19 protein-coding genes are annotated in these 21,823 nt (G+C 64.0%); 9 read left to right on the top strand and 10 right to left on the bottom strand.

Going from position 1 to position 21,823, the window contains the following annotated elements; translation table 11 throughout:
* Positions 1-52 precede the first annotated feature (52 nt).
* Both ACT2FV_RS30315 and ACT2FV_RS30310 read right to left on the bottom strand, forming a co-directional pair.
* On the bottom strand, positions 53-1,351 hold the full coding sequence (locus ACT2FV_RS30315) for a c-type cytochrome (RefSeq protein WP_059528091.1): 1,299 nt from the start codon (positions 1,349-1,351) through the stop codon (positions 53-55).
* A gap of 19 nt (positions 1,352-1,370) precedes the next feature.
* Entirely contained in the window at positions 1,371-2,135 is a 765-nt protein-coding gene (locus ACT2FV_RS30310; RefSeq protein WP_059528087.1) for a c-type cytochrome, read from the bottom strand.
* A gap of 376 nt (positions 2,136-2,511) precedes the next feature.
* Here ACT2FV_RS30310 and ACT2FV_RS30305 point away from each other — a divergent pair, with 376 nt between their 5' ends.
* A complete protein-coding gene (locus ACT2FV_RS30305; RefSeq protein ID WP_444505321.1) occupies positions 2,512-3,444 on the top strand; it encodes a CopD family protein in 933 nt (310 codons plus the stop codon).
* Positions 3,445-3,583: 139 nt separating this feature from the next.
* Here ACT2FV_RS30305 and dgoD read toward each other — a convergent pair whose 3' ends face one another.
* Positions 3,584-4,732, bottom strand: a complete 1,149-nt coding sequence (gene dgoD / locus ACT2FV_RS30300; protein WP_040144789.1) for a galactonate dehydratase — start codon at positions 4,730-4,732, stop codon at positions 3,584-3,586.
* Between the two features lie 156 nt (positions 4,733-4,888).
* Here dgoD and ACT2FV_RS30295 point away from each other — a divergent pair, with 156 nt between their 5' ends.
* Positions 4,889-5,572: a FadR/GntR family transcriptional regulator gene (locus tag ACT2FV_RS30295; protein WP_059607581.1), complete on the top strand. Its 684-nt coding sequence runs from the start codon at positions 4,889-4,891 to the stop codon at positions 5,570-5,572.
* Between the two features lie 21 nt (positions 5,573-5,593).
* On the opposite strand, the gene ACT2FV_RS30290 is transcribed toward ACT2FV_RS30295, so the two are convergent.
* Both ACT2FV_RS30290 and ACT2FV_RS30285 read right to left on the bottom strand, forming a co-directional pair.
* Positions 5,594-5,839: a DUF1272 domain-containing protein gene (locus ACT2FV_RS30290; protein ID WP_059528077.1), complete on the bottom strand. Its 246-nt coding sequence runs from the start codon at positions 5,837-5,839 to the stop codon at positions 5,594-5,596.
* A gap of 139 nt (positions 5,840-5,978) precedes the next feature.
* Positions 5,979-9,065 (bottom strand): transglycosylase domain-containing protein, encoded by a 3,087-nt coding sequence (locus tag ACT2FV_RS30285; RefSeq protein ID WP_444505320.1) that lies wholly within the window; start codon positions 9,063-9,065, stop codon positions 5,979-5,981.
* Positions 9,066-9,461: 396 nt separating this feature from the next.
* On the opposite strand from ACT2FV_RS30285, the gene ACT2FV_RS30280 reads away from it, so the two are divergent.
* A complete protein-coding gene (locus tag ACT2FV_RS30280) occupies positions 9,462-9,854 on the top strand; it encodes an MAPEG family protein (RefSeq protein WP_059607575.1) in 393 nt (130 codons plus the stop codon).
* Between the two features lie 8 nt (positions 9,855-9,862).
* On the opposite strand, the gene ACT2FV_RS30275 is transcribed toward ACT2FV_RS30280, so the two are convergent.
* Positions 9,863-10,045 (bottom strand): hypothetical protein, encoded by a 183-nt coding sequence (locus ACT2FV_RS30275; protein WP_260437063.1) that lies wholly within the window; start codon positions 10,043-10,045, stop codon positions 9,863-9,865.
* 192 nt (positions 10,046-10,237) lie between these two features.
* Between ACT2FV_RS30275 and ACT2FV_RS30270 the strand changes: the two genes are divergently transcribed.
* The gene (locus ACT2FV_RS30270) at positions 10,238-10,522 is read left to right on the top strand and encodes a PAAR domain-containing protein (RefSeq protein ID WP_011657840.1); all 285 of its coding nucleotides are present in this window, start codon (positions 10,238-10,240) and stop codon (positions 10,520-10,522) included.
* Positions 10,523-10,531: 9 nt separating this feature from the next.
* On the opposite strand, the gene ACT2FV_RS30265 is transcribed toward ACT2FV_RS30270, so the two are convergent.
* Both ACT2FV_RS30265 and ACT2FV_RS30260 read right to left on the bottom strand, forming a co-directional pair.
* Positions 10,532-10,843: a cupin gene (locus tag ACT2FV_RS30265; RefSeq protein ID WP_124900951.1), complete on the bottom strand. Its 312-nt coding sequence runs from the start codon at positions 10,841-10,843 to the stop codon at positions 10,532-10,534.
* Between the two features lie 91 nt (positions 10,844-10,934).
* A complete protein-coding gene (locus tag ACT2FV_RS30260; protein ID WP_124900952.1) occupies positions 10,935-11,618 on the bottom strand; it encodes a DJ-1/PfpI family protein in 684 nt (227 codons plus the stop codon).
* 116 nt (positions 11,619-11,734) lie between these two features.
* On the opposite strand from ACT2FV_RS30260, the gene ACT2FV_RS30255 reads away from it, so the two are divergent.
* The 3 genes from ACT2FV_RS30255 to ACT2FV_RS30245 all read left to right on the top strand — a co-directional run bounded on the left by ACT2FV_RS30255 (position 11,735) and on the right by ACT2FV_RS30245 (position 14,949).
* On the top strand, positions 11,735-12,703 hold the full coding sequence (locus tag ACT2FV_RS30255) for a GlxA family transcriptional regulator (protein ID WP_151049595.1): 969 nt from the start codon (positions 11,735-11,737) through the stop codon (positions 12,701-12,703).
* A 231-nt stretch (positions 12,704-12,934) separates the two neighbouring features.
* Positions 12,935-13,906, top strand: a complete 972-nt coding sequence (locus ACT2FV_RS30250; RefSeq protein WP_444505319.1) for a LysR family transcriptional regulator — start codon at positions 12,935-12,937, stop codon at positions 13,904-13,906.
* A gap of 710 nt (positions 13,907-14,616) precedes the next feature.
* A complete protein-coding gene (locus tag ACT2FV_RS30245; RefSeq protein ID WP_444505318.1) occupies positions 14,617-14,949 on the top strand; it encodes a type I restriction-modification system subunit M N-terminal domain-containing protein in 333 nt (110 codons plus the stop codon).
* On the opposite strand, the gene ACT2FV_RS30240 is transcribed toward ACT2FV_RS30245, so the two are convergent.
* Positions 14,942-15,760, bottom strand: coding sequence for a hypothetical protein (locus ACT2FV_RS30240; RefSeq protein WP_444505317.1), 819 nt, complete (start codon positions 15,758-15,760; stop codon positions 14,942-14,944). The genes ACT2FV_RS30245 and ACT2FV_RS30240 overlap by 8 nt on opposite strands.
* Positions 15,761-15,874: 114 nt before the next feature.
* Entirely contained in the window at positions 15,875-16,156 is a 282-nt protein-coding gene (locus ACT2FV_RS30235; RefSeq protein ID WP_444505316.1) for a hypothetical protein, read from the bottom strand.
* 1,166 nt (positions 16,157-17,322) lie between these two features.
* Here ACT2FV_RS30235 and ACT2FV_RS30230 point away from each other — a divergent pair.
* Together ACT2FV_RS30230 and ACT2FV_RS30225 are read left to right on the top strand one after the other, a co-directional pair.
* Positions 17,323-18,288, top strand: coding sequence for a helix-turn-helix transcriptional regulator (locus ACT2FV_RS30230; RefSeq protein WP_444505315.1), 966 nt, complete (start codon positions 17,323-17,325; stop codon positions 18,286-18,288).
* A gap of 65 nt (positions 18,289-18,353) precedes the next feature.
* Positions 18,354-21,791, top strand: coding sequence for a TM0106 family RecB-like putative nuclease (locus ACT2FV_RS30225; protein WP_444505314.1), 3,438 nt, complete (start codon positions 18,354-18,356; stop codon positions 21,789-21,791).
* The last annotated feature ends 32 nt before the right edge of the window (positions 21,792-21,823 follow it).

Below are 21,823 nucleotides of genomic sequence, written 5' to 3'. Positions count from 1 at the left end.
GGGGCGCGGCTGCGATTTCCCGCAGCCGCGCCCCGTTTGCGTCACGCGTTATTTAGTCAAGCGGCGCGGAACGCAGGTCACTCACCTGTTGCGGCGAGATCGGCGTACCGTTGTTGCCCCAGGACATCCGGATATACGTTACAACGGCTGCGACTTCCTGGTTCGACAGCGACTGCGCGAACGGCGGCATGCCGTAGGGGCGCGGATTCTTGAACGTGCTCGGCGGATAGCCGCCATTCAGCACCATGCGGATCGGGTTGACTGCCGATTCCATCACGATCGAATGGTTGCCCGCGAGCGGCGGATACGCCGGCGGCTTGCCCGCGCCGGTTTCGGCGTGGCAGGTCGCGCAGTTGTCCGCGTAGATCTTCTTGCCCTGGTCGAACAGCGCGTTGCCGAATTGCTTCGACGGCTCGTACTGCATGTTCTTCGGCGCTTCAGCCTTCTGCGGGATCGACTTCAGGTACGTCGACATCGCGCGCGTATCTTCGTCGCTCATGTACTGCAGGCTGTTGTGAACGACGTCGGCCATCGGGCCGAACACCGCACCCTTGTTCGACACGCCGGCCTGCAGCAGGTCCGACAGCTCCTGCACGTGCCAGTCGCCGAGGCCGAGTTCCTTGTCGTTCGTCAGCGAGGGCGCATACCAGTTCTGCAGCGGGATCAGGCCGCCCGCGAAGGCCGCCGAGCTCACCGGGCCGCCCATCATGTTGATCGACGTGTGGCACATCGAGCAGTGGCCGAGGCCTTCGACGAGGTACGCGCCGCGGTTCCATTCGACCGACTTGGTCGGATCCGGCTTGTATTCGCCTTCCTTGAAGAACAGCGTGCGCCAGCCGATCAGCAGGTTGCGGTTGTTGAACGGGAACTTCAGTTCATGCGGACGGCTCGGCACCGAGACCGGCGGGACCGAGCGCAGGTACGCGTAGATCGCGTCCGAGTCGGCGCGCGTGACCTTCGTGTAGCTCGCGAACGGGAAGCCCGGGTAGAGCAGGCTGCCGTCCTTCGAACGGCCGGTGTGCATCGCGCGGTAGAAGTCGTCCGACGTCCACTTGCCGATACCGTCCTTGTCGTCCGGCGTGATGTTCGGCGTGTACATCGTGCCGAACGGCGTCGCCATCGGCAGGCCGCCCGCGAACGACTTGCCGCCGCGCACGGTGTGGCACGCGATACAGTCGCCGACGCGCGCGAGGTATTCGCCCTTCTTGATCAGCGCGGCCTGGTCGGCCGGCGTGGCCGCGACGGCAGCGTTGCCGTGCAGCGTGTCGTTGCCCGGCCACAGGACCGGCACGAGGGCGGCAGCCGCGACGATCGCGACGGCCGAGAGTGCAAACAGGGACTTGCGTTTCATTGTGTCTGTCTCCCTTGCCTTATTGCGGTTCGCTGCCGCAGGCGAGCGGAGTCTTCATCGAACGCGCCGGGGCCGGCACGGGGTTGGCGGGCGCCGGTTGCGCGGCGAGCCATGCGGTCACGGCCGTCACGTCTTCGTCCGACAGCTTCGACGCGATTTCGTGCATGCAATCCGGTGCCTTCGCGTGGCGGTTGCCCGAGCGCCATGCGCCGAGCTGTGCGCTCAGGTAATCGGCGTGCAGGCCGACGAGGCCCGGGATCGCCGGCTGCATGCCGGTCAGGCCCGCGCCGTGGCAGGCCACGCAGGCCGGCAGCTTGCGCGACGGATCGCCTTGCGTGACGAGCTGTTTGCCGCGCGCGAGCGTGGCAGCCGGCAGCGTCGGCTTGGCCGGCGTCGGGTACGGCGGGCGCTCGGCCGAGAAGTGCTCGGCGATCTCTTTCAGGTAATCGTCGTTCAGGTACGTCAGCAGATAGTTCATCGGCGGGTACTTGCGCCGGCCATCACGGAAGTTGACGAGCTGGTTGTACAGGTACTCCGCCGGCTTGCCGGCAAGCCGCGGGAAATAGTCGTTGTCCGTACCCTGGCCGTGAACGCCATGGCATGCGGTACAGCCGCGCACACGCTCGGCCATGGTATCGGGTGCCTTGAGCGGCGCCTGCTGGGCGTGCGCTTGCTCCGTGGGCTTGGTCTGCGCTTGGGCAGCGCTCGTAAGGCCCGCGCCACCGATCAGGAGAACGGCAAGCAACGGACGGAAGAGGCGTCTTGAAGACACACGAGACTCCATGTTTATTCGTCGGGGACCTGTCCGGGCTACGATCGGCTCGGCGCATGGACGGCAGGACAGCCGGGCTGCTGCGACGCGGCATTCTATCATCGATGGGTAATGACGGCTATTTGGCAAAAGGACATCGGTTCCTGCCTGATTGCGACTTGCGACAATTTGACGCGCTTTGTGCGCGGGTTGTGTGAACCGGCGTGCGCTTTGACCATCGAAGACCTACACTCGCGGGTCGCGCGGCGCCGCCTTCGCCGCAGACCCAGTCATTTCTCCCGTTTCCGGATTCATCGATGACGTTCCCTACCATGCCGTTGCCGTCTTCCCGCTGTCATTCCATTTGCCGCCGCACCGCAGGCCGGCCGTTCCCGGGAGGGCGCGCGCGATGAGGATCGACAGCTTGTGGATCGGGCAGGTCGCGTTGGCGGCATTGATGGACGCGACGTTCGCGATGGCCGTCGGCTCGGCGCTGCTCAAGGCGTGGCTCGGCAAGGACGGCGCACGTCCGGTCGTCGCGCCGTCGCATCCCGCGTGGCTGCGCGCGCAACATTCGCTGGTCGCGGCGGCGCTGGCGCTCGTGCTCGCCGATCTCGGCTGGCTGGTGTACGAAGCCGCGTCGATGAGCGGCGCGGGGCTCGGCGGCGCGTTCGCCGCGATTCCCGTCATGCTCGCGCAGACGCACACGGGCTTCGCATGGAGCGTCGCGTTCGCCGGCGCCGTCGTGCTCGCGATCGTCGCGCTGGCGAAGCCGGAGGGCCCGGTCGCGCACGCGGTGCTGTGGTTCGCGGTGATCGTGGTCGCGGCAGGCAAGGCGTCGCTCGGCCATGCGGCCGATACCGGCCCGCTGTCCGCGGCGGTCGGCGTGCAGACGCTGCACCTGCTCGCCACCGCGGTGTGGGGCGGCCTCGTGCTCGCGGGTGGGCTCGCGGTGCTGCCGGTGCTCGGCTCGTCGGTCGCGCGCGGCGCGCTGATCCGGATCGGCCAGCAACTGTCGCGCACGTCGGCGATCGCGGTCGTGTTCGTGCTCGGCACGGGCGTGCTCAACGCGCTGCGCGGGCTCGGCGGCTCGCTTGCGCCGCTCGACGGCAGCACGTGGGGGCGCGTGCTGTTGCTCAAGCTGCTGCTCGTCGCGCTCGCGCTCGTGCTCGGCGGGTTGAACCGCTTCTCCGCGCTGCCGCGCCTGCGCCGTACCGCGTCGACCGAAGACGCGCACACGTTCCGCAACATCCTGCATCTCGAGGCGCTGACGATGATCGGCGTATTCGTCGCGGCCGCCGTGCTGTCGTTCAGCGTGCCCGGGTTCGCGGCGCTCGGCTGACGGCCGGGGCGGCGCGGTGCCGGGCCGGATGCCCGCGCGTCGCCGTGCTTTAGATGCACAAACGGCCGCCTGTCGGGCGGCCGTCTCGAAGCCGTGCGCGGCATGCGCGCCGCGCAACGCACCTCATCTCACGCCCTCATCACCACTCGGCGACGCTGCCGTCCGCGTGACGCCACACCGGGTTGCGCCAGCGATGTCCCGTCTTCGCCATCTCGCGCACTTTCTCCTCATTGACGTCGATGCCGAGCCCCGGGCCCTGCGGGATCGCGACGAAGCCGTCTTCGTAGCGGAATACCTCGGGGTTGCGCAGGTAGTCGAGCAGGTCGTTGCCCTGGTTGTAGTGGATGCCGAGGCTCTGTTCCTGGATGAACGCGTTGTAGCTGACTGCATCGAGCTGCAGGCACGCGGCCAGCGCGATCGGGCCGAGCGGGCAGTGCAGCGCGAGCGCGACGTCATAGCTTTCCGCGAGCGTCGCGATCTTGCGGCACTCGGTGATGCCTCCCGCGTGCGACGCATCGGGCTGGATGATGTCGACGTAGCCGCCCGCGAGGATGTGCTTGAAATCCCAGCGCGAGTAGAGCCGCTCGCCGAGCGCGATCGGCGTGTTGGTCTGGTTGACGATGTCGCGCAGCGCCTCGGCGTTTTCCGACAGCACCGGCTCCTCGATGAACATCAGCTTGTACGGATCGAGCTCCTTCGCGAGCACCTTCGCCATCGGCTTGTGCACGCGGCCGTGGAAGTCGACGCCGATCCCGACGTGCGGGCCGACCGCGTCGCGCACCGCCGCGACGTTCGCGATCACCTGCTCGACCTTGTCGTACGTGTCGACAATCTGCAACTCCTCGGAGCCGTTCATCTTCACGGCCTTGAAGCCGCGCTCGACCACCGCGCGCGCGTTGTTCGCGACGTCGCTCGGTCGGTCGCCGCCAATCCACGAATACACCTTGATGCGGTCGCGCACCTGGCCGCCGAGCAGCGCGTGCACGGGCACGCCGTGATGCTTGCCCTTGATGTCCCACAACGCCTGGTCGACACCCGCGATCGCGCTCATCGTGATCGGGCCGCCGCGGTAGAAGCCGGCGCGGTACATCACCTGCCAGTGATCCTCGATCAGCAGCGGATCCTTGCCGACCAGATAGTCGGCGAGTTCGTGCACGGCGGCTTCGACCGTGTGCGCGCGGCCCTCGACGACCGGTTCGCCCCAGCCGACAATCCCTTCGTCGGTTTCGATCTTGAGGAACAGCCAGCGCGGCGGGACGACGAAGGTTTCGAGGCGGGTGATTTTCATGTCGCGAGTCTCCAGGGTTGACCGGCGCGGACATGCAGATGCGGCGCCGGTCGAATGCGTGACGGTTATCCTAGCGTAGCCCGATAAAAAATAGTATTAATAGCACTATTGTGCAGATAGTGGGCAGCCGCCCGCGCACTTGGCCACCGGAGAACGATCATTCAACGCGACCTGCATGGACAGACGGCCTTCCGGCTGGCGACGGCGATCCTGCGCGGCGACTATCCGCCCGAGTCGCTGCTGCCGCGGGAGCCGGACCTGATGGAGATGTTCGGTGTGAGCCGCACGGTGATGCGCGAGGCGCTGCGCACGCTGACGTCGAAGGGGCTGGTCGAATCGCGGCCGAAGGTCGGCACGCGCGTGCGGCCGCGCCGCGCATGGAACCTGCTCGACGCCGACCTGCTCGACTGGTACGCGCGCGTCGCGCCGCCGCTCGCGTTCGCGCTGAAGCTGCAGGAGATGCGCGAGATGATCGAGCCGCATGCGGCCGCGCTGGCCGCGCGTGCACACGGGCCGGGCGCCTTTGACGCGATCGAGGACGCGGTGCGCGCGATGGCCGCCGCCCGCAACATAGACGAATGGGTGCGCGCGGACCTGCGCTTTCACCTGAGCGTGCTGGAGGCCGGCGGCAACGAGCTGCTGGTGCCGCTCGGCGCACTGATCGATCGGACGCTCGAGGCACAGCTGCATCTGAACGCGCGCCGGGCGCATGTGTTCAACGCGTCGCTCGCGGAGCACGTGGCCGTCAGCGACGCGATTCGCGTGCGCGACGAGGACGGCGCGCGCCGCGCGATGGCGTCGCTGCTCGCGGTGACGCGCGCGCGGATCGAGATGTCTTGACGGGGAGGGCGGTGCGGGCCTTCAGTGGTTCGCGCAGCCGCCCGGTTTCAGCACGCGTTGCGTCGACGCCGGATATTTCGCGAGCAGGCTCGCCGGGCGGCGCGGCCGCACCACCAGATCGCCGCCGCAGTTCGGGCAGCGGCCCTTCAGCACGTCGTCCGCGCAGGTCGCGCAGAACGTGCATTCGAAGGTACAAATGCGTGCGTCCGGCGAATCGGGCGGCAGGTCCTTGTCGCAGCATTCGCAGCCGGGGCGCAGTTCGAGCATGGCGGTTTTCCTCGTGGTCGGCGTGGGTGGGGCGGGCGCTGTCGCACAATGCGCGCGACGCGGTGCGCGCTACTGTACGCGCTTGAATCGGCCCCGCCAATGGTCTCCGGTCAGGACGTTGCCGACGCGCGCGCCGCCGTCAGGACGGCTCGACCGGCGCGGCCTGCGGCGCCGGGCCCGTCGTGCGCGTGCCGGCCGTGACAGGACGCTCGATCAGCGGCGCGAGCGCCGGCGCCATCGACTTCAGCAACTGCACGGCCATTGCGCTCGTGAAGTCGTAGCGTGCAGCGTACGGCTCGTGCGCGGTCGCCGTCAGCACACCGAAGAAGCGGTCGCCGAGCATGAACACGAACGTGCCGCTGCGATTGACCTTGCGCGACTCGATCAGCCGCGCGCCGCGCGCGTAGACGTTGAAGCGCTGATCGCCCGTCCCGGTCTTGCCGTACACCTGGAGCGTCTTGCCGTCGGGCAGCGTGAAGCCGCCCGCCAGACGCCGCGCGGTGCCGTTGAGCACGACGTCGCGCAGCAGCGTGCGCGCCACGTTGACGATCTCCGGTGACAGCATCGGCTGCGGCTGCGCGGCCGCGCGCACGAAGCGCGTTTCGTACGGCGTGCCCTTCGCGAAGTCGAGGCGCGTGATCGTCTCGGTCGGCGCTTTCTGGCCGCCGTTCGCGATCAGGCCGATCAGTTTCGCGAGCGCGTCGGGCTGGTCGCCCGATGCCCCGATCGCGGCCGCGTATGACGGCGTGACTTCCGCGAACGGGTAGCCGAGCGCACGCCACGCTTTCGTGATCTCCCCGTACGCGCGCAGCTCGACCATGTGGCGAATGCGCCGGTCCTGGGTCGCGTGGTAGCGCGTCTTGTACAGCCACGAGTACGTGTAGAAGCGCGCATCGCGGCTTTCGCGCTGAACTTCGCCGAGCGGCGCGTTCGGGTGCGCGCGCAGATAGTTGAGCGTCCACAGCGCGAGCGGGTGGACGCTCGCGATATAGCCGCGATCGTTGAGGTTGAACCGCTCGATCGCATACTTCGCGTAGAGCGCGGCGAGATCGTCGTCCGAAAGCGTCGCGGCCGGCGTGCCCTTCAGATGCGCGCGCATCTGCGCGCTGAACCACGCGAGCGATTCGTTCGGCGCGACGCTGCGCAGCACCGTCGCGAACTTCGGCGGCGACTTGCGCACGTCCTGCAGCATCAGCGCGAGCGCGTCGTCGGGCGCCTTGCCCGCATAGCGCGTGTAGTAGCGCTTCACGTAGACCTTGCTTTCGGCGTCGACGAACTGCTCGAGGTAATGCTTGCGCTGCTCCGGATCGCCGAGCCACGACGACGACGGGCCGGCTGCCTGCAGCATCTCGTAATGGACGATGTCGCGCATCAGCCGCACGAACACGAGGTTGACCGAGTGTTCGAACGCAGCATGCAGCGTCAGGATGCGGCCGTTGTCCGACTTCTCGAAGTTCGAGAACACCTGCGCGCCGCCTCCCGTGTAGAACACGTCGGGGCTCGCCGAGTACTTGCGCTCGACCGCCGCGTCGAGCATCGCCTGCAGCGAGCGATCGCGCGTATGCGACAGGTAATCGAGCGCCCAGCGCGACAGCCCGTCGATCGGGTCGGGCTTCACCTTCGCGAGTTGCGCGTTCGACAGGTCGCCGTAGCGCGCATGCAGGTCGGAGACGATCTGCAGGTAGGTGATCAGCGTGCGCAGCTTCGCGGTCGAGCCGAGGTTGATGCGGCCGCCGCGGTTCACGTCGAACGGCTGGTTCACGCTATCGGTCTGCACGCGCAGCATGTTCGCGCCGTTGCGGTGCTCGTACAGCGTGAAGCTGTACGTGAGGTGCGACGGGTCGTCCTTCGGGGCGAGCATCTCGAAGCCGTACAGGCCGGCGGCCTGCGCGCCGTCGCGGGTCGACGCCTGCGCGAGCCGTTCGGCGACCGCCTGCTGCACGCCGTTGTCGAGCGTGCTGGTTGCTTCGAGGTCGAGCTGGTCGAGCTGGTACAGGTCGCTGATCCCCAGTGCCGACAGCAGCGACGCGCGCGCGGACGATATGGCCTTGCGCGACACGAACGACTGCACGTGCGCGGCGGCCGGCGGCGCGCTGCGCTCGATCTGCGCGGCGAGCGCCGCATCGCGCAGCGCGGGCGAGATCACGCCGCCGTTCGACAGGAGCCGCAGATAGCTGTCGGTCAGCTTCTGCAGCGCCGGATAGCCGCGATTCAGGAAGTACGATGGCGCGCGCTGCGCGATGATCAGCGACAGCACCTCGCGGAACGTCTTGCCCTGTTCGTCGACGTTGTCGCCGCTCGTCGGCGCGGACAGAATCCGGTTCACGTCGTTGAAGTCGCGGCCGTACCACGCGGCGAGACCGTCGCCGATGCCGGTGATTTCGCCCACGTGCGGCCGCGCGGCGAGCGGCACCGAGTTCAGGTAGCGCACCAGGATCGCGCGCCGCGCGAGCATCGTCTGCGGACCGTTCAGGTACGCGAGGACCGACGCGGACGCGATCTGTCGCAGCTTCTCCGGCGGCGTCGCGGTGCGGCCGTCGGGCGAATGGCGGAACTTCTCGATCTGCGTCGCGAGCGTGCTGCCGCCCGGACGCGCCTGGTGATGGTTGACGACGTGCATCGCCTGGTCGGCGAGCGCGCGGCTGAAGCGTCCCCAGTCGATCGCCGGGTTGCGGTTCGGCTGGTTCGCGTCGAGCAGGTAGCGATCCTCGATGAACAGCAGCGAATCCGCGATCACGCGCGGCACCGTGTCGAAGTCGGTATAGACGCGCTGCGGGAACACGGTCGCGAACAGCGGCGCGCCGGTCGAATCGAACAGCGTCAGCCCGGCCTGGTCTTTCTCTTCGTAAGGCAGGAACAGGCCGTGATCGGCGAGCGACAGCATGCGTTGCGAATCGCGCGCCTGCTTGCCGACGACGAAGCCGCGCGCGAGCAGATGCTGCTGGAACGCGGGAATCATCGAGTAGCCGAGGCGCTGGTCGTACGGCCCGTTGGCGGGGAAGCGGATGTGGTCGCTTGCGCCGGCCTCGACGGTGTAGCCGACGTCTCGGGTGAGCTCGGACAGATAGTGCGCCTGCAGGCGCGACGTCTCGATCTCGGTCATCACGAGTCGCGCGATGATCGCGATCGCGATCACCAGCGCGGCCAGCAAGGACCACTTGATCCACGTCCAGACCGAGGCACTCCCGGTCACACGCGGCAGGATGCGATTCAGCGGCCGATTCATGGCGGCGTCTCCCTGAAGGCGCAGGCTCCGGCCGCACCTCATTAAGGATTAGTGTAGTCCTCCGCAGCGGGCTGCCAAGGGCGGTTCAATACCGAGATGCGTCGACGCAACGCACATGCCCGTGACATGCGGCATCGGCGTTGCGTTGCGGTGGCATGTGTCGCCGTGGAGTAACGTTTGCGCGCACCGCTGGCACGCCACGAGCGACGGCGGCAGGCCGCGCCGGCCGTTCACGCACCGGGTTTGTGCATTGCCGCCGTATCGATCGCAATTCGGGTCCGATCCTCTCCGTGGCCGGTGCGTGAGGACGGTACGGGTTTCCGCGATAGCCGGGTGCACCGGCTGCAGGTACGATCGGCGGATGTGCGGCGCGTGACCGCTCTCACCGGGGGTGCCATGTCGATCCATCCCGTCGCGCTCGTTTGCACGACGATCTTGGGATTGCTGCTGTTCGGGCTCGGCCTGACCGTGTCCGTTACGCGCTTCCGGCACACCACCGGTTCCGGGTGTGCGTCCGATCCGACCGACGGGTTGCACAAGATCGTGCGCGCGCACGGCAACACGGCCGAATACGCGCCGTTTCTCGCGGTGCTGTTTCTCTATTTCGGCGCACACGACCCGTCGCGCGCGATCGTCTCGTTGATCGTCGCGGCAACCGCGTGCCGCTGTCTGCTCGTGATCGGACTGCTTGCGTGGCCGACGATGGGCAAGCCGAACCCCCTGCGTTTCATCGGCGCGCTCGGCACGTATCTGTGCGGCGCCGCGCTTTGCGTCGCGTTGTTCGTTTGAGCGCGTCGCTATCGCCCTGGCCGCGTCGTGCGATCGTGCCGGCGCACGGCTTCGACGAAGCAGTGAATCCGGTAGTCGCACGCGATCGTGTTCAGCGCATTGCGCCGCGTGCGCACGCCGGCCGACAAGGCCGGGATCGACTCCTTCACGTCGATCGTGACCATCCGCTCGCGCATCCAGTCGATTTCCATGAAGTGCTTCGACGCGCACGACACGGTGTCGGTGCATAGCGACAGTGCGAACGCCGCGCTGAACGACGTGCATTCGACGATCGACTGCGCGGTGATATCCTCGCGAAACGCCCGCGACCGACGGGCGGATACCGACTGCCCGCGCGCGGCCCGACGCCACGCTGCGCGGCGTTTCCGAGGGAGAGCCGAAGCATGAGCCGCAAATTCATCCTGAAGGGCGACACGACCGACCATGGCGGTGTCGTGCTCGACGGAATCGCCAATTCGTCGTTCGACGGCCGCGAACTCGCCTATCTCGGCGCGCCGGTGTTCTGCGCCGCGTGCAAGACCCAGGGTGTGATCGTGTCCGACGGCGGTGAGCGGACGATGACCGTGATGGGCAAGGTCGTCGCGCTCGAACACGACCTGTGCCAGTGCCTGTGCACGCCGCAGCCGAAGCTGATCCCGTCGCAGGGGACGGGCACCATCTCGGGCTGAGGCCCGTCGTCAGTCGCTGCCCTCGGTCTCGATCACGAGGATGCGCGCTTCGCCGAGCGGGTGTGCGACGTGTTCGGTGCCGATCGTCGCGTGAAATACGTCTCCCGTTTCGAGCACCGTCGCGTGCTCGATGCCTGCTGCGCGGTAACGCATCTCGACGCGGCCGTCGAGCACCGCGAAAACTTCCTCGCCGTCGTTCACATGCCAATGGTATGGCCGATCGGTCCAGTGCAGGCGGACCGTGATGCCGTTCAGGTTCGCGATGTCCAGCGCGCCCCACGGGCATTGCGCGGTGAATGCGGTGCTGCGGATGATGTTCATCGGTAGGTCCGGTCCGTCAATGCGCTACGGAGGTCGGGCAGGCTGCGTGGCCGTGCGGCTCGCCCACCCTTCGGTTTTCGTGTGCCCGTTTTCAGCGCGACATCGCGCGCAACGCCGCGTCGATCGTCTGCCTGCGCTTCTCCAGCCCTGCCGCCGAGCGCTCGGTCACGCGCTTCAGCACCGACGCCGGCGCGGTATCCGGCGAGCCCGCATCGAACGGCGGCGCGGGCGCGTATTCGAGCGCCAGCTGGATCGACTGCGCCTCTTCGTCGCCGACGAGTTCGGCGGCGATCGTCAACGCGAAGTCGATGCCGGCCGTCACGCCGCCGCCGGTGATCAGGTTGCCGTCGCGTACCACGCGCTCGCGCACGGGCACCGCCCCGAGCGGCGCGAGCAGCGAATGAAATGCCCAGTGCGTCGTCGCGCGGCGGCCGCGCAGCAGGCCGGCCACGCCGAGCAGCAGCGCACCCGTGCAGACCGACGTCACGTAGCGCGCGGCGGCTGCGCGCTGCTGCACGAACGCGATCGTTTCGGCATCGAGCAGCAGGTCGTTGATGCCGATCCCGCCGGGCACGCAGATCACGTCGAGCGGCGGGCAATCGTCGAACGTGCAGGTTGGCGCGAGCGCGAGGCCGCTGCTCGACGCGACGGTGCCGCGCGATTTCCAGACCAGATGGACGGTCACGTCGGGCAACGACGCGAACACGTCGTGCGGGCCGGTGAGATCGAGTTGCTGGACGCCCGGAAACACGAGAAGGCCGATATGCAGGGTCATGCGAACGCTCCGAAGGGAAGGGGATGCGCCACGGTCGGCGCACGATGGACAGATCGATTCTAGGCGCGTAGTGTTTGGCGAAATTGCCATATCGCCCACGTTTTCAGCCAATCGCCATGCCTGCCGCTCCGCGCTCGATCCTCGTCCTCGCGTTTCCCCGTGCGCAGTTGCTCGACGTGTCCGGGCCGCTGCAGGTGTTCGCATCCGTCAACGATCTCGCGCAGGAGCGCGGGCGGCCCGCACCGTACGCGCCACGTGTCGTCGCCGCGGAGGCGGGGCCGGTCGAGACGTCCTCCGGCCTCGTGGTGATGGCCGACTCGCTGCGCTCGGCCGGGCGGCCCGATACGCTGATCGTGGCCGGCGGCAAGGGCGTGCACGCCGCTTCGCAGGATGCGCGGATGGTGCGGTGGGTCCGGCAGCAGGCGCAGCGCGCGCGCCGTGTGGCATCGGTCTGCACCGGCGCGTTCCTGCTCGCCGAGGCCGGCCTGCTCGACGGGCGGCGCGCGGTCACGCACTGGGCGCGCTGCGACGAATTCTCGGCGCGCTATCCGAACGTGCGCGTCGAGCCCGATCCGATCTTCATCCGCGAAGGCGCGCTGTGGACGTCGGCCGGCGTGACGGCCGGCATCGATCTCGCGCTCGCGCTGGTCGAGGAGGATCTCGGGCGGGCGGTCGCGCTCGACGCCGCGCGCGAGCTCGTCGTGTTCCTGAAGCGGCCGGGCGGGCAGGCGCAGTTCAGCACGATGTTATCGATGCAGCGTACCGACGACCGCTTCGGTGAACTCCATGCATGGATCGCCGAGCACTTGACGGCCGACCTGTCGGTGCCGGCGCTCGCCGAGCGCGTCAGCATGAGCGAGCGCAGCTTCGTGCGTCACTATCGTGCGGAAACCGGCCGCACGCCCGCGCGCGCGGTCGAGCAGATTCGCGTCGAGGCCGCGCAGCGTCTGCTCGGCGAAACCGCGTGGCCCGTCAAGCGGATCGCCACTCGGTGCGGATTCGGCTCGGAAGAGACGCTGCGGCGCAGTTTCGTGCGCGTGCTCGGCGTGTCGCCGCAGGGCTATCGCGAGCGGTTCGTGCGGTAACGTGCCGGCGAACGGCGAACGGCGAACGGCGAACGGCGAACGGCGAACGGCGAACGCGCCGCGCATGGCGACCGGGGACGGAGCCGCAACGTCTGGAACTGCACGAATCCGTATCACTTTCCAGTCCGAATCGCTGAAACTATTCAGACAAGGCAAACAATAGACGGGGGCTTGTGCCGCTTGGGTTGCGCGCTCTATTCTGTTCCGTTGGCGATTCGAAGGGGGCGCAGCATGGACCGCATTCAGGCAATGGAAGTTTTCACTCGCGTGGTCGACGCGAACAGCTTCACGCGCGCGGCCGACACGCTCGCGATGCCGCGCGCGTCGGTGACGACCATCATCCAGAATCTCGAGGCGCTGCTCGGAGTGCGTCTGATGCACCGGACGACGCGCCGGCTGTCGCTGACGCCGGAGGGCGCCGCGTATTACGAGCATTGCATGAAGATCATCTCGGAGATCGCGGAAGCCGACGCGAGTTTCCAGACCGGCAACCGCAAGCCGAGCGGCGTGCTGCGCGTCCACATGCCGAGTTCGCTCGGGCGGCGCGTCGTGTTGCCGGCGCTGTCGGTCTTCCGGCAGCGTTATCCGGACATCACGCTCGACCTCGGCTTGTCGGACCGCTACGTGGATCCGGTCGAGGAGGGCATCGACTGCATGATCCGGGTCGGGCCGCTCGAGGATTCGTCGATGGTCGCGCGGCGGATCGGGATGCTCAAGCGCGTGACCTGCGCGTCGCCCGACTATCTGGCGCGTCGCGGCGAGCCTCAGGAGATCGCCGACCTGGCCGACCATCATGCGGTGAATTTCCGCGCGAGCCACGGTGCACGGGCGATTCCGTGGGTGTTCATGATCGAGGGCAAGCCGGTTGAGGTGCGGATGAACGGCAGCGTCACCGTCAACGATTCGGATGCGTACGTGACGTGCGGGCTCGAAGGGTTCGGGATGATCCAGCCGACGCTGTTCATGGTGCTGCCGCACCTGCGCGACGGCTCGCTGGTCGAGGTGCTGCCCGACTGCAATCCGAAGCCCAAGCCGATCTCGATCGTGTATCCGCACAACCGGCATCTGTCGCAGAAGGTGCGCGTGTTCGCGGACTGGATCGCGGAGCTGTTCGAGTCGACGCCGGCGCTGGAGGGCGGGGAGAACTGGCGAGGGAAGGTGCGGGCGGAGGTGATGGAGGAGCGCGGGCCGGTGGTGGCGTAACGAGTGGAACGCGCGCGCACCTGACGGACAGGCGACGCGTGAATCCGCGCACGCCCGGACGATGCAATGAAAAAAGCCGCTGATCCTTTCGGAACAGCGGCTTTTCGCATTTGGTGGCGAATCAGGGACTCGAAAAAGGGCCGGATATTTTCTGCTTCCGGAACTTCCCAACCCCTTGATTTGATTGGCTTGTTTGTCGCAAGTCGACCGCGTATAAGTAACTATACGGATGAATTCGTACGGTTTCAAGCACCGCGATTGTTACGGTCCTAGGCAGCGTCCCGGAACCACTGAGCTGGCGAGGCACCTGTCCAGCAGCTACTGGCGGCGGCGCAACCACCGGCGCTCCTCGTAGGGAGGCGGCCCCGCGAGGCGTTGCGTTCGCCGGGTTCCGCAAGGTCCTAGGTGTCGATGGCGTCGAATCCGTTCTCGGACGTGGCAATGTAGACCTTCTTGCCATTTGGGCCGCTCACCACCGCCTGCGTGCCGGGGCTCGGCGTCCACAATCTCGGCGGTGCCATTGCGCAGCCAATGTGCCATGCGCATTGCGCCGGGCTTGCGGCCATCATCTTCCGGCTGGGCACGGGCGCTGGTCCCCTTTCTTTCGGCAAACAGTAAAATGCACGGTTTGTGAGCCTTGGCAAGCGGTATCCGGCACGGCCGGTCGTTGGCCCGCCCCAGGCAAAACTGATTGGAGAAATACCCGCAACATGCTCACAGGTGAACTTCGCAGTCAAATCGACAGCATCTGGAATGCCTTCTGGTCTGGCGGCATCTCGAACCCGATGGAGGTGATGGAGCAAATCACCTACCTGCTGTTCCTGCGCCGACTGGACGATATCCATACGCTCGAAGAGAACAAGGCGCTGCGGCTCAAGAAGCCCATGGTCCGACGCATCTTCCCTGAGGGGAATGACGAAAAGGGCCGCAGCTATGAAGACCTGCGCTGGTCGCGGTTCAAGAATTTCGAACCGAAAGAGATGTTCGCGGTGGTTAAAGGTGTCTCGGAGCTCTGCTGCCGACCGACCCTGTCAATCATTTGACCTCGATTCGTTGCGACGGGATAGCGTTGAGAATCCAACACTCTTGATGGACATAGAGCAACTCTAAGTGCTTTTTGTAAAGAGTATGCGCGGCGTCTAGGTTTGCCTTGGTCGTCGGTGTCGAGTTCTTATCGTCTATCTCCTTCGCGTCCGACCATTTCTTCTGTAGCTCGAGGGTCTGCGGAAAGGTTTGTGCCTTTATTTGCTTGTTCGCTGCGTTCGAGTACACGCCGGCGAATTTAAAAGAGTCTATGATTGTGAACTTGCCGTCACCATCGACGTCAACCGGATTGGAAAACCACTTGAACGCGAGCAACAAGAAGAGGTTTGCCGGCCAATTCTGCGGCCCCGTTACAAGAGACTCGGAGGTGTAGGAGCTAAGGCTCTCGTGGAGATTGGTTGCGCCGATAAATACAACTTCCGGGTCGCTCGCGCCGTTCTGACTTGGCTTGCTCCCCGCTCCGATGTAGTTGAAAATGCCGGCGTAGCACTGCCCAAGATACACGACCGCTCGCTTCAAATTGGGCGACGACTTGATACTATTCAACAGCCCATGTGGCGTTATCGGCGGCGCAGCGTCAAGTCCATCGGGACCTCCGTGTCCGGTCACAAACATGACCAAATTTTCGTGTGCGTTGCTTGCTTGGTCCGTAAAGAAGTCCTTGGACTGCTTTACTACGAAAGTGGACGTCGTCCCACTCTTTATGAAGTTCTCGATAGAGACTCTGTCTGTCCCGTCAACGTATATGGCGATGTTCGCGATGCTGACACCGGCGCGTTCCAAAGACATAACGCCGAACGCAAGGTCCATAACGTGACGCGGTTCGGCATCTGCACGCGCCGACAGAAACAGCACCCACCTAGTGTTGCCGCCAATTAGACTCATTATTTTTTGGTGTTTCGAAGCGCGCCCGCCCTCATGAACTTAGAAGCGCATATTGCTTAAAGAGGTTGGCTTGCGAATGTCCGAAAAATAGAAGAGCTCGTCAATCTCGAGCTTGTCTGCACCGTCTTCAACCTCGTGCAGCACCTTTCCACTGTCGCTCAGTTCAAAGACGCTCGTAGCGGTCTTTAAGTAAAAAGCAACTGCTCGATGACCGGCGGAAGCTTCCGATTTGAACAGGAGCCATTCTCCCAGATTGACACATTCCTTCACGGAATCGTCTATCTCTGGGAGGCGGTCTGATTGAATGTCGTGCAGCTTCATCTGGCTCTCCTGGGTTCGCTCGGTGGACGGTGATTTGTCTGGGCTATCGCATCATCGTGATGATAGAGTCAGTCTAAGTCTTGTGTACCCAAGTCGGGCGTCATTGTGGCACAAAACTAATCTAGTGCACTTTTTCATACGGGTCAGCGGTGGATAACACGTAGCCGCGCAGTAGCAGGGCGGCTAGCCACCGCTGTTGCACGACTATGGGCAAATTCCATTCCACCTTGTGTCCCATTCTTTGGTGACAGGTGCTTCTAATTGGCCAACGGCAGGACAGGGCAATTCTGAATTGGGAAGTGGGGACAGCGATTCGGCCAAGACTGAGGTCTACGGGCTCCGTGGCATTCATCCAGTGCCAGAGGCTATCTTCGACACGGCATACGAGGCTCGCCCCAGGGAGTGACTTCACGAAGTGTGGAAATGAAAGCTTGCGTTTTGCAAGTAGCGACAGGCCAGCTTGGGCCGAGCGCGGACCCCGTCCGCCCAGCGAATGCATGAATTCCGCAGGCTGGAGATGCCTCATCGCCGAAGTGCGTCGGTGCACTTGGTGTCTCTTGCACCAATTGGAAGGTTATGCGTGGAGGAAACGCTCAAGGTCGGGGATATGTGCGCCGCGCCGGATGTATGCTGGAACGTCCGAATAAGCCTTCGATGCAGCTCCCTGTCATAGCGTTGGTGCGGTGGTGCTGGTGGACCACATTCCGGTAGCTTGCAGCAACGTTGAAATCCACCTACGGTTGAATTTCACGACTTTCCCCTTTTCGCGTCGATGAGGCAATTATTCGGTCAGCGTGGCTCATGGTGTGAGCTAGTTGAGATGGCCCAGGAAAGTTCGGACTCTGGCGATACTCACCCATCTCTTCAGATTGCCGATAACATAGCCGGGAAGCTTACGTTACGAGCTGGCGTTCGGATTCTGCAGAGTGCCGGGCTGCCGCATTGGTGACGGTCCGTCGACCCCAGAACAATTGATAAGGCCACAAAGAGGCGGCGATGATTCACACGGGGAAAGGGAATCGAAAGCGAATCTGCTGTGAGCCAGCGAATAGTGCTTTTCAAGGAATGCGGACCGTCCACCTGCGTTGCGGCGGCGGAGTGAAGGATGCGGTCCCAATCGGCACGGAGCCGACCGCATTCGCTGCCATTGGCCACTCGGTGCACACATGAATCGCACGGAGCGGCTCTATCGCATTGACCATCTGCTGCAGGAGCGGCAGGTCGTCCCAGTGGATGTGTTTCTTGGCGAACTCGAGGTGTCACCGGCTACGTTCAAGCGCGACCTCGAGTACCTCCGCGACCGGCTGAATGCGCCCATCGTGTGGGACCGTGACCTTGGGGGCTATCGGTTTGACAGGCAGGAGACGGGCGACCGGTACGAACTGCCGGGGCTTTGGTTCAATGCGTCCGAGATTCATGCGTTGCTCATGATGCAGGAACTGCTCAAGAATCTCGAGCCCGGCCTGCTGACTCCCCACATCGCACCGTTGCTGTCCCGACTGCGGATATTGCTCGAGCAGGACGGAATTCCAATTGAATCAGTGGAGAAGCGCATTCGCCTGCTGCGGGTGAGTGCGCGCACCTACGAACCCAAATATTTTAGTCCGCTGGCAACGGCTGTCCTGCAAAGGCGACGCGTTGTTATCGACCACTACAACAAGGTCCGCAATGAGACCGTGCGCCGCGAGGTGTCGCCGCAGCGTCTGACCTACTACCGAGAGAACTGGTATCTAGACGGCTACTGTCATCTGCGCGAAGACCTGCGGAGTTTCGGGCTTGACGCCGTCCGTGGCGTTGAATTGAAGGAGGAAGCCGCCAAAGACGTTCCAGACGATGAAATCCGTGTCGCGCTGGATGGCGGATACGGGATTTTCGCCGGGAAGGCCGTCGAATGGGCGGAACTGATGTTCTCGCCCGCGCGCGCCCGCTGGGTCGCTCAAGAGAAATGGCACGAAGAACAGCAAAGCTGGTTCACAGACGACGGGGCATACCACCTGCGCGTACCCTATAGCGCACCGACCGAGCTCATCATGGACATCCTGCGGCACTTGCCCGAGGTCCGCGTCGTCTCGCCGGCGTCGCTGCAGGAGATGGTCGTCGAAAAGTTGCATGCCGCACTAAGAAATCTATGAGGTGGCTCATGCTATGAGCCAGGCCTTCAGCAAAATGGCACAAACAGGGCAACCACGGGGGCAACATGCAGAAGGTGAATGGAGGCATCGCGTACTCTGCGTCGGACTTGGTCAATTTTCTGGAATGTGAGCATCTAACGTCGCTCGACCTCATCGACCTCGACACGCCGTTGCCGCGCACCGAAGACAGCGACGAGGCCAAACTGATTCAGGATAAGGGCCACGAGCACGAGGCGCGCTTCCTCGAAGCGCTCAAGGCGCAGCACTGCTCCTTCGTCGATATCGCCCGGTCTGGCGGGACGCTGGAGCAGAAGGTCGGTGCCACGCTCAATGCCATGCGCAATGGTGTGGAAGTCATCTACCAGGCAAGCCTGCGTGACGGCTGCCTCATCGGGCATGCGGATTTCCTGAGGAAGGTCGACCGTCCCTCAGCGCTGGGCAACCACAGCTACGAAGTCCTTGACACGAAGCTCGCCAGGTCGACCAAGGCGAAGTTCATCATCCAGCTCGGGTTCTATTCCGCCTTGCTGGCGAAGGCTCAGGGAATCGAACCGCTGATGATGCACGTCATACTGGGCGACCGGACACAAGACTCCTATCGCTGTGCCGACTACGCCAAATATCTCGACATGCTCATCGAGCGTTTCTTGGGAAGGGTAAATGGCACCATCGTTGAAACGTACCCTGAGCCCTGTGAGAAATGCGGCATGTGCAAGTGGAGCGAGCTCTGCGAGAAGCGTCGCATCGAGGACGACCACCTGTGCCAGGTTGCCAATATCACGAAAATTCAAACAAAGAAGCTGCAGGGCGCCGGCGTCCCGACGCTGGCGGCGTTGGCTACCCTCCCTGCAGGGACAACGGTTCCGAAGCTGGCCGCCGAGATGCTCGACAAGCTTCATCATCAGGCCGCGCTCCAGTTGCGGGCTAGAGAAACCGGCAAGAACCACCTTGAGCTGCTGCCACGCGATGAAGCAGGTGCTCGTGGATTTGCACGACTGCCGCGACCGGATGGGGGGGACCTCTTCTTTGATATGGAGGGCGACCCGCTCGAAGAGGGCGGCTTGGAATACCTCTTCGGGCTCTATTATGTCTGGAACGGCGAGGGCGAATTCAAGGCGTTCTGGGCCCACAGCCGCGCCGAGGAGAAGGTGGCCTTCGAGCAGTTCATGGACTTTGTGAGCGTCTGGCTGCAGCAGCATCCGGCGGCTCACATTTACCACTACGCCTCCTATGAGGAGACGGCGCTCAAGAAGCTGATGTCGTTGCATGGCACCTGTGAGGCTGAGGTCGATAACCTGCTGCGGGCGAGGAAGCTGGTGGACCTCTACAAGGTGGTGCGCGAGGGCATCCGCGTTTCGGAGCCACGTTACTCAATCAAGAACATCGAGCATTTCTATCTCGAACAGCGGACTGGCGATGTCAAGAACGCCGGTGCCAGCATCGTGTACTACGAGCGCTGGAAGGAATCAGGAGATGCCCAGCTCCTAAAGGAAATCGAAGACTACAACTTCGATGACGTACGGTCGACTTATGAACTGCGGCAATGGTTGCTCACGTTGCGCCCGAATGACATCCCCTGGGCCGGACAGGCCAATGCGGGCGTCGATAGGGATTCCCCGGAAGTGGGTGAAATGACAGACGACGAGAAACGCCTCGTCGCATACCGTCAGCGATTGATAGACGTGTTGCCGGAGGACCGGTCGAGCTGGGGCAAGCAGGAGCACCTGCGGGAGCTGACGTACCAGCTTCTCGACTTCCACCGTCGCGCGGCGAAACCGGAGTGGTGGAGCATGTTCTCCCGGATGGACATGACGGTCGACGAACTGCTCGAGGATGGAGAATGTCTGGCTGGACTCACACCGGACCAGCAGAACCCGCCGCGCGCCGAAAAGCGTTCCATCGTATTTACCTATCGTTTCGCGGAGCAGGAAACCAAGCTGAAGACGGGCGACACCGCGACCATCGCGCAGACTGGTGAGTCTGTAAGAGAGCTTAAAGTTGATGAGGACAATCGTAGAGTCAGCTTTAAGCGCGGTGCCGACCGTGAACCGCTACCTGCGGAAGTCTGCCTCGGGCCGGGAGCGCCCGTTTCCACAAAAAGTCTTAGGGAGGCTGTTTTCCGCTTTGCCCACAGCGTTGCGCAAGGAGGGGACTGCTATTCGGCCATCGAGGCCGTGCTCACCCAGGCGGTGCCCAGAATCCGCAATTTGCACGCAGGGGCCCCAATCATTCCCGACGTTCCCGATGCGCAACCACACACTGTCGAAGCCGTCGCCAACCTTGATGGCAGCTACCTTTTCATCCAGGGGCCGCCGGGCGCCGGAAAGACATACACGGGCTCGCGCATCATTGCGGCGCTGGTGAAGCGAGGCTATCGGGTCGGCGTGTCGTCCAACAGCCATAAGGCCATCAACAACTTGCTGACGGCCGTCGAGAAGGTCGCCAGCAAGATTGGACTCGATTTTCGTGGCGTCAAGAAGTCGACCAAAGGCAGTTCGGATTCAATGTTTGCGGGAACGTTCGTTGACGACGTGTTCGACAATGATGATGTTGTCGCCGCGTTGGACGGAGGCGCGGAATTAATCGCCGGCACCGCATGGCTCTTCGCTGACGCCAGACTTGACCAGACCCTGGACTATCTCTTTGTTGATGAAGCAGGTCAAGTGGCTTTGGGCAACCTTGTTGCGATGGGAACCAGTGCAAAGAACATTGTATTGCTCGGGGACCAGATGCAGCTGGGGCAGCCGGTTCAGGGTATCCATCCGGGACGCTCTGGCGAATCGTCGCTCGAATACTTGCTGAACGGTATGGCGACCATCCCGCCGGAAAGAGGTATTTTCCTCGGTACCACTTGGCGAATGAATCCGGACCTGTGCCGGTTCATCTCAGAAGTTGTCTACGACGGTCGTCTTAGGCCCGAGCCGAGTAACTCCGTGCAGCGCCTGCTCCTTTCTGAGGGCGCGCATCCGGCTCTGTTGCCCTCGGGCCTCCGGTACGTCCCGGTTGGACACGACTCCTGTTCGCAACGCAGCGAGGCGGAGGCTTCGGTTGTTCGTGAACTGGTCGAGAGTCTGTTAGCTCAGCGCTACCGGGACAAGCAAGGGCGGGAGCAGCCGATTGCGCTGCAAGACATTCTGGTCGTCGCCCCCTATAACATGCAGGTCAATCTGCTTAAGCAGGTGCTGCCGGAAGGCGCGCGGGTGGGCACCGTCGACAAGTTCCAGGGGCAGGAAGCAGAGGTGGTTATCGTTTCGATGGCGACCTCGAGCGGCGATTACCTGCCCCGCAATATCGAATTCCTGTATAGCAAGAACCGGCTCAATGTCGCGATTTCACGAGCCAAGTGCTTGGCGCTCTTTGTCGCGAATCCAGCGCTGATGGCGATTCGTTGCACAAAACCAGAGGAGATGGCGCTGGTAAATGCTTTGTGCTGGGTCAAGGACTACTCGGATTCATTCTCGCGAGATGTGAGCCGTGGAACGACAAAAGTACATCAAAATTAGACATGACTTCGTATGAGAAAAATTGCTGAGCT

Origin of the sequence: Burkholderia sp. PR2 (genome assembly GCF_052372875.1) — a bacterium.
GTDB classification, from domain to species: Bacteria; Pseudomonadota; Gammaproteobacteria; order Burkholderiales; family Burkholderiaceae; genus Burkholderia; species Burkholderia diffusa.
This window is presented reverse-complemented; position numbering and strand designations above follow the sequence as displayed.

Coding starts and splice junctions, on each gene's coding strand:
- ACT2FV_RS30315 (WP_059528091.1), bottom strand. CDS start 1,351: ATGAAACGCAAGTCCCTGTTTGCACTCTCGGCCGTCGCGATCGTCGCG.
- ACT2FV_RS30310 (WP_059528087.1), bottom strand. CDS start 2,135: ATGGAGTCTCGTGTGTCTTCAAGACGCCTCTTCCGTCCGTTGCTTGCC.
- ACT2FV_RS30305 (WP_444505321.1), top strand. CDS start 2,512: ATGAGGATCGACAGCTTGTGGATCGGGCAGGTCGCGTTGGCGGCATTG.
- dgoD (WP_040144789.1), bottom strand. CDS start 4,732: ATGAAAATCACCCGCCTCGAAACCTTCGTCGTCCCGCCGCGCTGGCTG.
- ACT2FV_RS30290 (WP_059528077.1), bottom strand. CDS start 5,839: ATGCTCGAACTGCGCCCCGGCTGCGAATGCTGCGACAAGGACCTGCCG.
- ACT2FV_RS30285 (WP_444505320.1), bottom strand. CDS start 9,065: ATGAATCGGCCGCTGAATCGCATCCTGCCGCGTGTGACCGGGAGTGCC.
- ACT2FV_RS30280 (WP_059607575.1), top strand. CDS start 9,462: ATGTCGATCCATCCCGTCGCGCTCGTTTGCACGACGATCTTGGGATTG.
- ACT2FV_RS30275 (WP_260437063.1), bottom strand. CDS start 10,045: ATGGAAATCGACTGGATGCGCGAGCGGATGGTCACGATCGACGTGAAG.
- ACT2FV_RS30270 (WP_011657840.1), top strand. CDS start 10,238: ATGAGCCGCAAATTCATCCTGAAGGGCGACACGACCGACCATGGCGGT.
- ACT2FV_RS30265 (WP_124900951.1), bottom strand. CDS start 10,843: ATGAACATCATCCGCAGCACCGCATTCACCGCGCAATGCCCGTGGGGC.
- ACT2FV_RS30260 (WP_124900952.1), bottom strand. CDS start 11,618: ATGACCCTGCATATCGGCCTTCTCGTGTTTCCGGGCGTCCAGCAACTC.
- ACT2FV_RS30255 (WP_151049595.1), top strand. CDS start 11,735: ATGCCTGCCGCTCCGCGCTCGATCCTCGTCCTCGCGTTTCCCCGTGCG.
- ACT2FV_RS30250 (WP_444505319.1), top strand. CDS start 12,935: ATGGACCGCATTCAGGCAATGGAAGTTTTCACTCGCGTGGTCGACGCG.
- ACT2FV_RS30245 (WP_444505318.1), top strand. CDS start 14,617: ATGCTCACAGGTGAACTTCGCAGTCAAATCGACAGCATCTGGAATGCC.
- ACT2FV_RS30240 (WP_444505317.1), bottom strand. CDS start 15,760: ATGGACCTTGCGTTCGGCGTTATGTCTTTGGAACGCGCCGGTGTCAGC.
- ACT2FV_RS30235 (WP_444505316.1), bottom strand. CDS start 16,156: ATGAAGCTGCACGACATTCAATCAGACCGCCTCCCAGAGATAGACGAT.
- ACT2FV_RS30230 (WP_444505315.1), top strand. CDS start 17,323: ATGAATCGCACGGAGCGGCTCTATCGCATTGACCATCTGCTGCAGGAG.
- ACT2FV_RS30225 (WP_444505314.1), top strand. CDS start 18,354: ATGCAGAAGGTGAATGGAGGCATCGCGTACTCTGCGTCGGACTTGGTC.